The sequence below is a fragment of the Bacillus sp. RC251 genome, from assembly GCF_044908765.1.
In the GTDB taxonomy this organism is placed as follows: Bacteria; Bacillota; Bacilli; order Bacillales; family Bacillaceae_G; genus Bacillus_A; species Bacillus_A wiedmannii.
This window is the reverse complement of record NZ_JBIYDP010000011.1, coordinates 28,836-42,842: the sequence shown is the minus strand read 5'-3', so window position 1 is coordinate 42,842 and position 14,007 is coordinate 28,836. Positions and strand designations below refer to the sequence as shown.

The window sequence follows — 14,007 nt, the reverse complement described above, 5'->3', positions numbered from 1 at the left end:
AATAGCCTTGTGCATAATGCACAAGGCTATTTTCAATAGTTTTTAATTAGCAGCAATATCCACCATAGCCGCCGCCATAACCGCCGTAACCACCATAACCACAACCGCCTCCGCCTCCGCCGAAGCAGCTAGCACCGATGATAATTAATAAAATAAACAATACGATTAGAAGCGCAAAACCGCCTCCGCAACCATGGTTTCTGCGGTTACAATCATCATGTCTGTGTTCACACTTTTCGCTCATTACTCTATTCCTCCTTTAGTATCATTCATAACAAGTTCACCTTGCTCTAAATGAGGGGATTCCATTTATAGTATGTTTTCAGGGCGAATAGGAAGCTTGGCTTACCTAAAAACGGGCTTGTTTTTAGAAATGGGCTTCATCAAAAAAAAGATACCAGTTAAGGTATCTTCTAAATAAACATATTTAATAAAAGCGCAAAGCCAAATGCAATAAATGATAACAATGTCTCCAACACCGTCCACGTTTTAAACGTTTCCTTCACCGTTAACCCTAAATACTCTTTTACAAGCCAAAATCCTGCATCATTTACGTGAGAAAACATTAATGATCCTGCACCTGTTGCTATAACGAGCAATTCTAAATTTACACCTGACATGTGCTGAATAACTGGTGAAACAATCCCTGCTGCTGTCGTTAATGCTACTGTCGCTGAACCTGTTGCAATTCGAATTAATCCAGCTACCATGAAAGCTAATACAATTGGTGATAACGATATATGTTCTGCCATTTGCGCAATCGCTGTTCCAACGCCGCTTTCAATTAATATTTGTTTAAATCCACCGCCTGCACCGATAATTAAAATAATAGAACCGACCGGTAATAAACTATCGTCTGTTAATTTTTTAATCATCTTTTTATTAATGCCTTGTCTCATGCCAAGTAAATAAAACGCTGCAAAACATGAAATGAGTAAAGCTATTACTGGGCTTCCTATAAAGATGAAAAATTCAGTTATCTTTTTCGGTAATGAAATATATGGTGCGACTACTGATAAAATCATCAATACAACTGGTAATAAAATAATAAAGAATGAAACTTTACGACTCGGTAAATCAGTTGAGACAGTCGTAACTCGAATAAGCTCTGGTTCATTTTCAGGTATAACCCTTTTATGTACCCACTTTGCAAATATCGGTCCTGCGATAATGGCTGTTGGTAACGCGATAATTAATGAATATAAAAGTACCTTTCCTAAGCTCGCGTTATAAATACCGATTGCTGTCATCGCCCCTGGATGTGGTGGCACGAGCCCGTGAACAATAGATAATCCAGCAATAACAGGTAACGCAATTAATAATATATTTTGCTTCGTCGTTTTTCGAATGGAAATAACAAGTGGTAATAAAATGACGATCCCCACTTCAAAAAATACCGGAATCCCTATAACAAATCCTGCAAATAACATAGCCCAAGGTAGTTTCTTTACACCGAAAAATCGAATAAAGAAGTCTGCCACTTGCATGCCGGCCCCTGAATCGGACATCATTTTTCCTAAAATTGTTCCGAGAGCTAAAATACCAACTAAATGCCCTAGTACACTACCAACACCAGTTTCATAGGCAGTTACTATTTTCGTCAAATTCAATCCAGACATGATAGCTAAAAATAAACTCGCAACTGTTAAACTAATAAATGCATGCCATTTCCACCATGATACCCCTAAAATAACAATCGCGATTGCAAATAATGTGACGATTAATAAGTATATATCCATCTCCCATTCCCCTTACTTTATAAAGTGGGGGTTTTGTTCATCCCCCACTGATTATTAGTTGAACCAATCGGACGTTTATGGACAGTCGATCTCCCACCTAACTTCTTTGCTCCAACTGAATTTTGAGGTGGGAGTTTTACTGTCCGTTAACGCGGGATAAAAAAAGAGGGAAAATCCCTCTTTTTTATACGTCATAATTTACTACATAATGCTGCATTTCTGTATTGTAGTAGCCTTCGCTATATTCAATTACTTCGCCAACTTCATCGTAAGAATAGCGCATACGTTTTAATAGCGCTGTCCCCTCTTTTTCACCTAACGCTTCTGCAACAAAACTAGGCGCAAGCCCAACAGCGAATTCATCTCTGAAGTTTTCTAAATGTATACCTCGGTCTTCAACTAAATCGTAAAGCGATTGTAGATCAAAGTCCGATAAATCTGTACTTGCCATTTTAGCTGAGAAATAGTGCGTATAATGAATGTACGGTGCATCATTTAACGTATATAAACGTTCGATACGAAAACTCTCTTTACCGAATAATCGAAATGGCACTGTTCCTTCTTCATTCTGAACGATTTCTGCTTTTAGCAATTTCTTCTGTACTTTATATCCTTCTTCCACTAACACTTCAGTAAATTTCTTACCCTTTGACAACTTTGTCGCAGAAGTATTGCGGATAACTTTCGTTCCTTTACCGCTTTTCTTTTCTAAATATCCTTCTTGAGCAAGTTCTTTAATCGCATTACGCACTGTAATTTTGCTCACTTTGAACTCTTCTTCTAACTGCGGTTCGGAAGGAATATTCGTATGAATCGCATATACACCATGCAATATTCGATCACGAATAATATTTTTTATTTGTAAATATAATGGTCCTTTTTTCCTCGTTACGTTCACCGTTACACCCACTACCTTTCTACATCACCTACTGATGCCGTCATTGCCCGAAGTATATCCTTCTCTGATGACATTGGCGTATCACCGACGATTGTATGTGCAAGCATTCCAGCTACTGACGCAAATGAAACAGCTTTCTCTGGTGCAAACTCTTCTATCTCGCCATGAATAATTCCGCTCGTATAAGCATCTCCAGCACCTATTCTATCATATACAGAAAACGTAAGTGTTTTTGCAAAAGTGAACGCACCATCTTTACATATAAACCCGCGAAGCGAGTGTGTATTATCGCTATTAATAGAGCGATGTGTACCAGCAATTGTAGCGATATGATATGTTTCAGCCACTTTTGGAATAAGATCAATAAGTTGTGCTTCTCGCTCCGTCTCTTCTGTTTTCATTCCAAGAACGAACATTGCATCTTTTTCGTTCATCATAACGATATCAGCAAGAGCTAGCATTTCTTCATAATGCGATTTCGCCTGCTCATATCCGTCTTCTCCCCAAAGAGATGGACGATAGTTGCAATCAAAAACGACAGTACCTCCGTTTTCTTTCACTGCTTTCGCTAAAGATTTCATATGATGGCGCACCGTATCATTCATCGCAAGTGTAATGCCGCAAAAATGAACGATATCAATTTCCTTTGCGATTTCTTCAAATTGGTACATGTCTTCACATGCCGTATTGAAGCTACTTTCTAATCGATTTGAATATGTAACGCGGCTTGCACGTGCTCCAAATCCATTTTCTAAAAAGTACATGCCGACATATTTACCGCCTCTTGAAATAAACGGTGCCCGAATGCCTAACTTTTGAATATGTGATACCGCAGCATCCCCTACAGAATTTTCCGGTAAAGTTGAAATAAGAAAGCCTTCATGTCCGAGATGAGAAAGTGCTGCTGCAACGTTCACACCTGTACCAGAAAAGGAGTAATTTAATGTGTTAGCTTGCGACAATAACTCATATCCTGGTACTTGCAGGCGCATCATTACTTCGCCGAATGCTGCAATTTTCTTACGCATATTGATCAACTAATTTCTTCACGACTGCTAATAATTCGCGAACATCTTCTACTTTCGTATTGCCAGTTTCTTTATCAATAATAGAAGAGTACACGTGCGGGATAACTTGCTCTACGTTTGCTTCAAGCGCAATGCGTACAATTGTTTCGAAGTTTTCTTTATCAATTCCGCCTGTTGGTTCTAATGCAAATCCTTCTTCCGCACATGCTTTCGCAACTGCGCGATATTCTTCTTCGTGAGCTAGCCCTTTCATTGGGAAGTATTTCAATGAATTTCCGCCCATATCACGTACAAGTGCGATCGCTGTTTTAATTGGAACGATTGCTTTTTCTTCTCCAGCTGCACTAATTGGACCAGTAGAAATATTTACGTACCCTACTTTTCCTGTTGGAGATACTAAACTATTAATCCAGCTATCTTTTCCGCCAAGATTTGCACGTGTCGCTCCAACTGAAGGGAACACTTGGTTAATATGGCTACCAGGGTAATGTTTCGCAATTTCAGCCACAACTGCCGCTTGGCGATTATCTCCAGCTCCTAGTCCGATTGATACTGCGTCATCAATTTCTTTTCCGTATGCTTTCATCGCTGTAACGGCTTCTTCTACTGTTGGGTAGTCTTTTGATAACACTCCGACTACTACATAACCTTCTGCTGCCTCAAAAATGTCTTTCGCATTTTCGATATTGTTCGCTAATACATTTAATGCTACGCGGCCTTTATAAAAACGTTTTTGAATGTTTGTCATTTTAGTTTCCCCCTACAATTTCTCTCATTTTTTCTTCAATTACATGTATGTCATCACCTTGAAGTGGACGTGGATCGATATCAAAGAATCCTTGTCTTACTCCGTAATCACGTGTATAAATTGCGATTTCCCCTTCGCGTAATGCTGCTACAACATCTTTTGCTGATTTATTTAACTCGTTCTCGTTAATATGAATACGTGCTCTAAAGATTGCTCTTCCTGCTTCATCTTGAACGATTGTTACATTTACACCATTTAATTCTTTTAGCGGCATAAGTACTTGTAATAATTCTTTTTCTTGCTCACTCTTATCTTCTTTTACTCCGTACTCATCAAGTGCTTGAAGTAAGCCGAAAGTTGTTTCTTTACCAACTTTCATACTTCTTCCGATGCAATGTAATTGCACTTTCAGCCACTCGATATATTTTCGTTTCCCGCCGATAATACCAGAAGTCGGTCCTTCAATTGCCTTTGAACCGCTATAAATGGAAAGGTCTGCATACTTCACATATTTTTGAATATCTTCTTCAGCTGCCGCATCGACGATAAGTGGGATGTTATTTCGCTGCGCAACTTCCCATGCTTCTTCAACAGAAATCATATTTTTTTGCACGGCGTGATGTGACTTCACATACAGAATTGCTGCTGTATTTTCACCAATCGCCTCTTCAATATGCTCTGCTTTCCCTTCATTTGCATAGCCAACTTCTACAAGTTTACCCCCGCCTAAGTAAATCATCGTTTCAACAGGAGCACCGTATTGAACGTTATGACCTTTTAACATAATCACTTCGTTTTTCGCGATGACCTCTTGATGAAGTCTTTCACTTTTACGGCGATTTCCTTCTGTAACGATACCAGCGATAGAAAGCGCAATTCCGCTCGATGCTGAATTCACAACGACTGCTGCCTCTGAATCTAGAATTCTCGCAATATGGTCTCCTGCTTTATCTACTAAATCTGCAATTTCCACATAATTTTGTCCACCATGTTTCATCGCATCCATAACTGTATTTGTAGGAGCGGATACACCTAAAATACTCATTCTACCGCTCGCATTTATTACTCTTTTTAATCCATACTTAGCATTCAATGAATGACCCATTGATTACAACCCCTTTCGTATCAATCCTTCTTTCAGCAATGCGCTGATCCCCTTCTGAATCAATTAACGTAATCTTCTCATCTTTCACCGTAAATAAAGTTAAATTTGCAATATCGCCTTCTTGAATACGGCCAAGCTCTGGTTTTTTCAGCCACTCTGCTGCATTTTTCGTCACCGCATCAATTACTTCTTCTAGCGGATAACCTAAGTAAAGGAATTTCGAAAGAACGTGAGCCATACTATACACGGGACCGTGCACGCGATTCTTCCGGTAAATATCTGTACTAATTGTATGAAAGGCAATACCGTGACGCTTCGCCGCTTCTGCTACTTTAAAAGAAAAACTAGCATTACCGTGACCAACATCTAAATGAACACCGCGCTTCACTGCATCTAGTAACACAGGTAGCGGTTTGCCTTCTTCATCAAATAAATTATTTTCTTTCCCGTTTAAGTAATGTGTAATGACATCATCTTTTTCTAAAAGAGGTACAACTTCCTCAATGCGAGGAGGCGCTGAACCGATATGTACCATAATCGGTAATGATGTTTCGCGGGATAAAGAGCGCGCTACATGAAGCGGTTCAATTCCGCTGTCACAAACGACACTTTTACTCATTCTCGCTTTTAACCCAACGATTACATCTTTATACTTTTCTACTGCTTCTATTACTTTCTCTTTATCTATCCATTCCATGTTGGATAATTCATCAATTCGTTTCAAACCGATGCGAGAAATATTTAAAAAGGCAAATAAATTCGTTTTTGCCTGCTCTCTACTTTGTACTAAATCTGCAATGCGATCAGCTCCGCAGCTACCCGCATCAACAATTGTCGTTACCCCTTGCTTAACGCCAATTTCATCCACCTCATCGCCATACGGATCAAACTCTGGAAAAGCATGAACGTGTAAATCAATCCAGCCACTCGATACGTAAGTACCTGAGTAATCAAGAACCTTTCCACCCTCGCCAGCACCAGCTTTCGTCACCTGTGCGATTTTATTATTTTCAATTACAATGTCAATCTCTTCCCCGTTCACACGTTTCACATTACGTAGTACGAATCGTTCTGTCATTGTATTTCCACCCTTTTCTATAAGAAGCCATAAGAATACGCTTACATTAAAGTTTCATTTTATATATATCTTTCACACGTTTAGCGTAACACAAAAAAATGGAGAAGTAAATATAACGTTATAATGTTTGATTTTATATTAAAATGAGAGTTTCCATTACATATTCGGACAATCTATAAGCAGGAGGGATATTCATGGGATTTCGAATTTTATTATTTATAATTTTAATCACTTTGTCTATATCAACAACGGTTAGCGCAGCCCCTCCATCACTCACGGCTGCATTTATCCGGGACCATCAGCTATGGATAAAGACAGGAAATCAAGAAATACAAATCACAAAAAATCGATATGTGTATTCTCCAAAATGGTCTTATGACGGTAGGTTTATTGGCTATATTGATAGTGATGAAGCGGGTAAAGAATCTAACTTATTCATTTATGATACGGAAGAGAAAATAAACTATCAGCCTTATGTAAGAGTCGTAACATCTGATTTTAAGTAGTCACCAAACAAAAGTCAATTAGCTTACACTGATCAAGGTTTATTAAACGTTACAAAAATTAAAAACGGTCGCCCACAAGATTTTGAAAATGTATCACTTGGGGTTAGTGATTTCGAATGGTTCCCGAACGGAAAGGAATTTATCGTCTCCTCACAATCCTGCTTGCGTCCGACTGGATGGGGCAAGGTTCCGCTTTATAAAATTCCAGTCGATGCAAATCTTGCTAAAGATAAAATAAAACTTTTTTATACGATTCAAACAAATGAAACTGATTTATTTGCGATTAACGCTAACTATTTCAAGTGGAGTTCTGATGGAAAGTGGATTAGTTTTTTGGCCGGTCCTACTGCCTCCTTGGCAATGGATAGCAATACATTATGTGTTATCTCATCAAAAGGGAAACACTTTCGAAAGATCGGTAACATGCTATGGTTCAAAGACTGGATGAAGTGGGCTCCATCAGCCAATCAACTGGCTTATATTTCAGGAGAAGGAAGGTTTTTTGTAGAAAATAAAAAACTCACAATTGCAGACATGGTAACAGCAAAACAACAAAAGGAATATACACCTGTAGGTTATGTAGACCTTGATTTAGAATGGCTTTCACCAAACAAAGTAGTTGTAGCTCGCGCAAAAGAAAACAAGGTATGGAAAGACGGTCCTGTTCCGACAATGTTTACAACACTTTATATGATCAATATAAAAACAGAAGAACAGCGACAAATCTCGTTCCCAAAACAGAATGAACGTGATGAAGACCCTCAAGTTATTGGCCCTTATCTTAAAACAAATGCATATAAAGGCGATGTCTGGGTGAAGGATAGCTTACATAGTCAGGAGTATATATGGCTAAAGAATGTTGATGAGGCTCCGACTTTTTTTACTCTGACTAAACTTCATTGAAAATATGTTAATTACAATCCTAGTCATATAAAAATTTGTACCTGTTCCTCTATTTTGATTCTCCCACATGGGAGAATCAAAATGATCTATTCCTGAACCGTCACAATAACCCCGTCCACATTGTTCCCCGAAATTTCATACTGCTTATTTACCGGAACATTCACTTTCATGTTCCCGGACACTTTATAATAAGAAACCGTATATTTCTTACCTTCTACATTCGTTGAAATTTCTTTTTTCTCTTTTAAGAAGTCTAAGTATTCCTCTAATGTAATTTTCTCTTTTTGCATAATGGCACTATGCGGTAAGCCGACATAACGTATATGCCACGGCTCATATTGAATGCCTGTAATATGACTTTTATTTTTCGGATAACGTAACACAAAGCCCTGCTTCCATACGTTCTCTTCAATCCACTTTCCTTCAGGCGCTTTTTCCATTTTCTTTTGCGTTGATCCAACGTCCAGTGATAATCCTAAATTATGTTCACTATACCCTGCCGGGAGTGCATAGTCAGAGCCCATTTTTTCATATAACTTTTCTTGCTCTTGAAAATCTCGATATCCGCTATTCATTAAGAAATGCTGTACGCCATCTTTCCCAGCTGCATCGACAACGTTCAAAAACTTGCTCACAACATCCTTTGATAAACGAAGATTTCTATCAAATATCACATAACCTCTTACTAATTCACTATTGTGATTTACATTTATAATATCAGACCTAATACTGTCTTTTTTTACTGGGTAATCTTTATTAACTAATAACAGATCCCCTTTATAAATGTCTTCTTTTGTAACCTCTATATTTTCCGTATTCGCAGCTCTTACCGTATTATCTTTTTCTGCAACTTTAACATCGATCTCTTTTTGAAATAATGGTGATATATAAAAGCCTACGCAGATTGTGCATGCTATAAAAAGAGAAATAAATACCCACTTTTTCATCTCTAGTTCCTCCTTAACGTAACTTACGTATAGAATAGAAAAAACTATTAAAATAAAAAGTGGGATAAAGTTTAAATTTTTATTAAACTGCTTCGATCTCTTCTTTTGGCAATCTCACTTCAAATATCGTTCTAATCACATTACTTTCAGCAGAAATCGTCCCGTCATGCTGCTCAACAATATTTTTCGCAATAAATAGCCCAAGGCCTGTACCACCTTGTTGCTCTGATCTTGCCTTATCACCTGTATAAAACATATCAAAAAGATACGGTAAATCTCCTTCTGGAATGCTATCTCCGTAATTAATAATTTGTACGACTACCTCTTCACCTTCAATATACCCGTTCACATCAACAAACTTTCCATCATACCCGTAGCGAATCGCATTCGTTAAAAGATTTTCAAATACCCTCGCTAATAATTTCCCGTCACCGTTAATAGGTAACTGCGGCGTGATATTCAATCTCGCTTCTAATTCCTTCTTTTCTAATAACGGATATAATTCTTCATCTAACTGAATAAGCAATTCACCTACATCAATTGGTCTTTTGTCCAGCTTCAGCATCCCATAATTCATTCTTGTGATTTCAAATAATTCATCAATTAAACTTTCCAGCCTTTCGGACTTCGTAAAAGCAATTGTGGAAAAGTGTTTAATTTGTTCCTTCGTCAAATTCTCATCTTTAAGAATTAAATCTAAATATCCTAAAACAGATGTTAACGGCGTTCTTAAATCGTGAGCTAAGTTAACAATGAGTTGGTCTTTACTACTTTCTGCAAAGTCTCCTCGTTCTACTGCTTCCTTTAATTTTTCACTCGCTACATTTATTTCACGTGCGATATATCCAAACTCATCATTTGATGACACGCGCACTTCATTTGTAAAATCTCCGTTCGCCAAATGATGAATCCCGCTCGAAATCTCATCAAAATATTTTACATACGGTCTAGTAAGGAAGAAGAAAAACATAATGGATAGAGGGATGAAAATAATTAAAAAGAAATTAACATCCCCAATTTGTCTTACCATGGAACGAAATTGAGCTAATGGATCCTCAAAACGAACGACTAATTTATAATAAATCCGTAATCCTTCATAAATGATATAGGTTACGCCACCAGCAAATATCATACTTAACGCAAATAGCATAACCATCTTCGAGCGAAAGCTTCTCATCTTTTTAGCCATTGAAAGTATACCCTACTCCCCACACTGTTTTTATTAACTTATTCTTTCTTTTATCTTCCCCAAGTTTTTTCCGCAACGTACGGATATGTACCATAACTGTATTTCCGCCTTCAAAATAATCATCGGCCCATACTTGCTGAAAAATATTTTCCACATTGTACACTTTCTTCGGATGGCTCGCTAATAAATACAAAATATCAAACTCTTTCGGTGTTAATTCAACTTGCTCTCCGTACACATTTACAGTTCTTCGCTCAGGATCAATAACGACTCCACCTACCTCTAAAGCAGATTTATTCTCCGCTACTTTCGGCTGATTTAACGTCAGAAATCGGCGTAATTGTGCATTTACACGCGCAACTAATTCAATCGGTGTAAAAGGTTTCGTCATATAATCATCTGCGCCTAATACAAGACCTGTCACCTTATCAAAATCAGACGTTTTCGCACTTAAGAAAATGATTGGCATATGATGCTTCGCGCGAATTTGGCGTGTCACTTCATAACCATCCATTTTCGGCATCATAATATCTAGAACCACTAAGTCGATTGGCTGCGTTTCAATAACCTGAATTGCCTCTTCTCCATCAGCTGCTTTCACGACGTGGTAACCTTCTTTTTCTAAATGTATCTCAATTAAATCAGCAATTTCTGCCTCATCATCCGCTATTAAAATTGAAATGCGCTTCATTTTACTCCCCCTTTATACGCTCGATTGTAAACTAGTCTATCCAATTTGTACAATACGAAAAGGTTACTCATGAGAGTAACCTTAGTAAATGAAATTATATCGACGTTTCGACAAGGGATATCGACTTACCGACAATTACCGACGAAATTCGCCCGCTATTTTAAAGACTCAACCTACCGCTCAAACACAATCCGCTGCTTCGTGATTTCCGCCAGCCTTCCTCGATTTACTTCATACTCAGTGTCAACACTTTGCGGTACAATCACCTTTCCGCCCTCAAGCATCACTTCCGGCGAAATAATATCCTTCTCCCAGTGCCTACTAGAGGCAGATATATCACCTGGAATCGTAAAGTTTGGCAGTGAAGCAAGCGCAACATTTTGTGCTCGTGAAATCCCCATCTCTACCATACCACCGCACCAAACTGATATGTTATGCTCCATGCAGTAATCATGAATTTGAATGGATTCTGTTAATCCACCCACTCGCCCTGGTTTAATATTAACGATTCGGCAACTGCCAAGCGTAATCGCAACGCGCGCGTCTTCTAAACTATGGATGCTTTCGTCTAAACAAATCGGCGTTTCCATTTTCTTTTGCAGTTGTGCATGATCAAGAAAATCGTAATCCGCTAGCGGTTGTTCAATCATCATCAATTGAAATTCATCTAATCGTTTCAGTTTCTCCGTATCCGCTAATGTATACGCTGAATTTGCATCAACCATTAACGGGATGCTTGGAAACTCTTTACGAATTTCTTTCAATAACTCGTAGTCGTGCTCTGGCTTTATTTTCACTTTAAAACGCTCATATCCTTCTTCTGCATACTTCTCGATTTGTTTTAACATAACCGGAATTGTATTGATACCAATCACAACGCCTACTTCAATTTCAGTCCTAGTTCCGCCAAGCAATGTCGCTAATGACTTCTTTTGACGCTTTGCATATAAATCCCAAACAGCCCCTTCAATTCCGGCCTTTGCCATTCTGTTTCTCTTTATATGCTTGAACAACTCTGGTATTTCATTCGGATGAGAAATTTCAGCTTTCAATAAATCAGGTAATAAAAAATCTTGTAGTACATGCAGCGCTGTCTTCACTGTTTCTTCCGTATACCAAGGCTCAGAAAACGCAACGACCTCGCCGAATCCAATGTACCCGTCCGTATCTTCTAATTCAATCACGATGCTCTCACGCTTCTCATACGTTCCGTAGCTTGCAGCAAACGGGATTACGAGTGGCATTTCCGTTATATGAAGTGTCGCTTTTTTTATTTCCACTTACATCTGCTACTAAAAATATAGACAAATGTATATTCTTAGAGTATTCCTGCTTCTAAGTGCCCTGCCTCGCTAATCACTCGCTACTACAGTTTGCTGTGACACTCCACAGGCGTAAATTCCGATGTAGCCCACCGTACATATATACAATCTATTTACGTTAGTATTGTATATTTTTTTGCTTGTAAAAGGTTGATAGATGCATTTAAATCTCTATCCATTACATTTCCACAATCACATGTATATACTCGGTCAGACAGCTTTAAATCCGACTTTTTTTGACCGCAACATGAACATATTTTAGAAGATGGATAGAATTTGTCCACTTGCCGTAGTTCAATTCCATATTCCCTACATTTCGTTGATAACCATGTTTTAAAAGCATAAAAACATTGTTGCGCTACAGCTTTAGATAGATGTTTGTTCTTCATCATACCTTTCACATTCAAATCTTCTACTGTAATAAACATTGGCTTGGTTTTCACCACATCATTTACAATAGACTTTACATACGCTAATCGAATATTTGCTAGCCTAGCATGTAGTTGTTGCACCCTAAGAATATTTTTGTTTATATTCGCTCTTTTATTAGTAACAGGTTGTTCACCTCTCTTTCTTATATTTTCAAATTTGCGTGATAAAGAGCGTTGTTCACGTTTTAACCGTTTTTCTATCTTTTTTACTTGTACTGTTTTATTTATATTTTTGTGAGTTTTTCCATCGCTACGTACAGCGAAGTCTTTAATTCCCAAATCAATTCCTAGACCTACTGCATTGAGTGTTGCATTTGGTTTTACCTCTTTCACTTCACAGAGTATAGACACATAGTATCTTCCTGCTCTTTGATAGACTGTACCACTTTTTACAGTTGTATTTTTTGAAATATATCCATACTCTTTTAACCTTATCCAACCAATTGTAGGAACTTTGACTCTATGTCTTTCTACTGTCCAATCTGTTTTGTTGTTTTTCGGAAAGTAGCACTTCACATCTTGCTTCCTCTTTTTTTATATCTTGGAAACTGAGATAAACCTTTAAAAAATCGCTTAAAAGCTTTATCTCCATTCATAATCGCTTGTTTTACCGCTTTGCTCGACACTTCTTTAATCCACTGGTCACACTCTTTTGTATGAATGTTGTTTAACCATTTAGAAAAGTCATAGCCACTAAGAAATTTCCCCTCCGACTCATATGCCTCTTTATTTTTAGAGATATACAGGTTATATACATATCGACATACCCCAATAGTTTGATGGATTTTACTAACTTGTTCAGTTGTCGGTTTGATTTCTATTAAATATGCTCTTTTCATAAGTCTTCATCCTCCGACATTTTCTTTTTGTATTTTCTCAACCCATATATTCTACAGCTAAATACATGAATGATAGATATTAAATCCTGAACAAGTTCTTCTTGAGGAGATAGTTTTTCATTGTTAACAATCATAATTTCCACTCCCATTTTACGAAGAAACTCTTCAAACCAATCATATCCAAAACGTACAAATCTATCTTTGTGTGCAATGATGATAGTCGAAATATTTCTTTCCATACAACTGTCAATCAGGTTTATTCCACTGTTTTCTTTTGTAGTTTAATCCGCTACCAATACCTTTGATAACTTTATCTACAATTATCCCTCGTGCATTTGCGAAACTCAACCTGATTTTCTAAATCATCTTTCTGACCTGGATTTGAATAACTACTTCGCCTACTTTATTTTCTTCTTGAATACTCATATATACCTTATACTGTTCTTCTGTATAGTATCTTCTTCCTTTTTGGTTTCGCTAAGCAGGTAAAACACCTTGATTGTCCCACCTTTGCAATGTCTTAACAGAGACATTAAGCATTTCTGAAAATTCTTTTGGTTTATATTGTTTCATAATTACTTTT

Annotated in this window: 11 protein-coding genes and 3 pseudogenes; 1 reads left to right on the top strand and 13 read right to left on the bottom strand. The window is 37.6% G+C overall.

Going from position 1 to position 14,007, the window contains the following annotated elements:
• Nucleotides 1-46: 46 nt before the first annotated feature.
• The 7 genes from ABH961_RS23915 to ABH961_RS23885 form a co-directional block, all read right to left on the bottom strand.
• Nucleotides 47-244, bottom strand: a complete 198-nt coding sequence (locus ABH961_RS23915; protein WP_001290407.1) for a YjcZ family sporulation protein — start codon at nucleotides 242-244, stop codon at nucleotides 47-49.
• 169 nt (nucleotides 245-413) lie between these two features.
• Entirely contained in the window at nucleotides 414-1,739 is a 1,326-nt protein-coding gene (gntP, locus tag ABH961_RS23910; RefSeq protein WP_404520154.1) for a gluconate permease GntP, read from the bottom strand.
• 184 nt (nucleotides 1,740-1,923) lie between these two features.
• Nucleotides 1,924-2,649, bottom strand: coding sequence for a GntR family transcriptional regulator (locus ABH961_RS23905; RefSeq protein WP_000539282.1), 726 nt, complete (start codon nucleotides 2,647-2,649; stop codon nucleotides 1,924-1,926).
• Nucleotides 2,649-3,665 (bottom strand): sugar kinase, encoded by a 1,017-nt coding sequence (locus ABH961_RS23900; protein WP_098047230.1) that lies wholly within the window; start codon nucleotides 3,663-3,665, stop codon nucleotides 2,649-2,651. The genes ABH961_RS23905 and ABH961_RS23900 overlap by 1 nt, the downstream gene beginning before the upstream one ends.
• Complete coding sequence (gene dagF, locus ABH961_RS23895) at nucleotides 3,658-4,413, bottom strand: 2-dehydro-3-deoxy-phosphogluconate aldolase (protein ID WP_044793624.1); 756 nt, start codon at nucleotides 4,411-4,413, stop codon at nucleotides 3,658-3,660. The genes ABH961_RS23900 and dagF overlap by 8 nt, the downstream gene beginning before the upstream one ends.
• A gap of 1 nt (nucleotide 4,414) precedes the next feature.
• Nucleotides 4,415-5,518, bottom strand: a complete 1,104-nt coding sequence (locus ABH961_RS23890) for a DgaE family pyridoxal phosphate-dependent ammonia lyase (protein ID WP_404520152.1) — start codon at nucleotides 5,516-5,518, stop codon at nucleotides 4,415-4,417.
• The gene (locus tag ABH961_RS23885; protein WP_098076073.1) at nucleotides 5,496-6,596 is read right to left on the bottom strand and encodes an amidohydrolase/deacetylase family metallohydrolase; all 1,101 of its coding nucleotides are present in this window, start codon (nucleotides 6,594-6,596) and stop codon (nucleotides 5,496-5,498) included. The genes ABH961_RS23890 and ABH961_RS23885 overlap by 23 nt, the downstream gene beginning before the upstream one ends.
• A gap of 194 nt (nucleotides 6,597-6,790) precedes the next feature.
• On the opposite strand from ABH961_RS23885, the pseudogene ABH961_RS23880 reads away from it, so the two are divergent.
• Nucleotides 6,791-8,005: pseudogene (locus tag ABH961_RS23880) on the top strand (translocation protein TolB).
• 86 nt (nucleotides 8,006-8,091) lie between these two features.
• Here the strand turns inward: ABH961_RS23880 and ABH961_RS23875 are convergent.
• The 6 genes and pseudogenes from ABH961_RS23875 to ABH961_RS23850 form a co-directional block, all read right to left on the bottom strand.
• The gene (locus ABH961_RS23875; protein ID WP_098076077.1) at nucleotides 8,092-8,952 is read right to left on the bottom strand and encodes a M15 family metallopeptidase; all 861 of its coding nucleotides are present in this window, start codon (nucleotides 8,950-8,952) and stop codon (nucleotides 8,092-8,094) included.
• An 82-nt stretch (nucleotides 8,953-9,034) separates the two neighbouring features.
• Nucleotides 9,035-10,141, bottom strand: a complete 1,107-nt coding sequence (locus ABH961_RS23870; protein ID WP_098076079.1) for a HAMP domain-containing sensor histidine kinase — start codon at nucleotides 10,139-10,141, stop codon at nucleotides 9,035-9,037.
• Nucleotides 10,134-10,832: a response regulator transcription factor gene (locus ABH961_RS23865; RefSeq protein WP_098047225.1), complete on the bottom strand. Its 699-nt coding sequence runs from the start codon at nucleotides 10,830-10,832 to the stop codon at nucleotides 10,134-10,136. The genes ABH961_RS23870 and ABH961_RS23865 overlap by 8 nt, the downstream gene beginning before the upstream one ends.
• 173 nt (nucleotides 10,833-11,005) lie before the next feature.
• Complete coding sequence (menC, locus tag ABH961_RS23860; RefSeq protein ID WP_098076081.1) at nucleotides 11,006-12,112, bottom strand: o-succinylbenzoate synthase; 1,107 nt, start codon at nucleotides 12,110-12,112, stop codon at nucleotides 11,006-11,008.
• A gap of 155 nt (nucleotides 12,113-12,267) precedes the next feature.
• Nucleotides 12,268-13,424 (bottom strand): annotated as a pseudogene (locus tag ABH961_RS23855) (RNA-guided endonuclease InsQ/TnpB family protein).
• Nucleotides 13,421-13,997: pseudogene (locus tag ABH961_RS23850) on the bottom strand (IS607 family transposase). The pseudogenes ABH961_RS23855 and ABH961_RS23850 overlap by 4 nt, the downstream one beginning before the upstream one ends.
• Nucleotides 13,998-14,007: the final 10 nt, after the last annotated feature.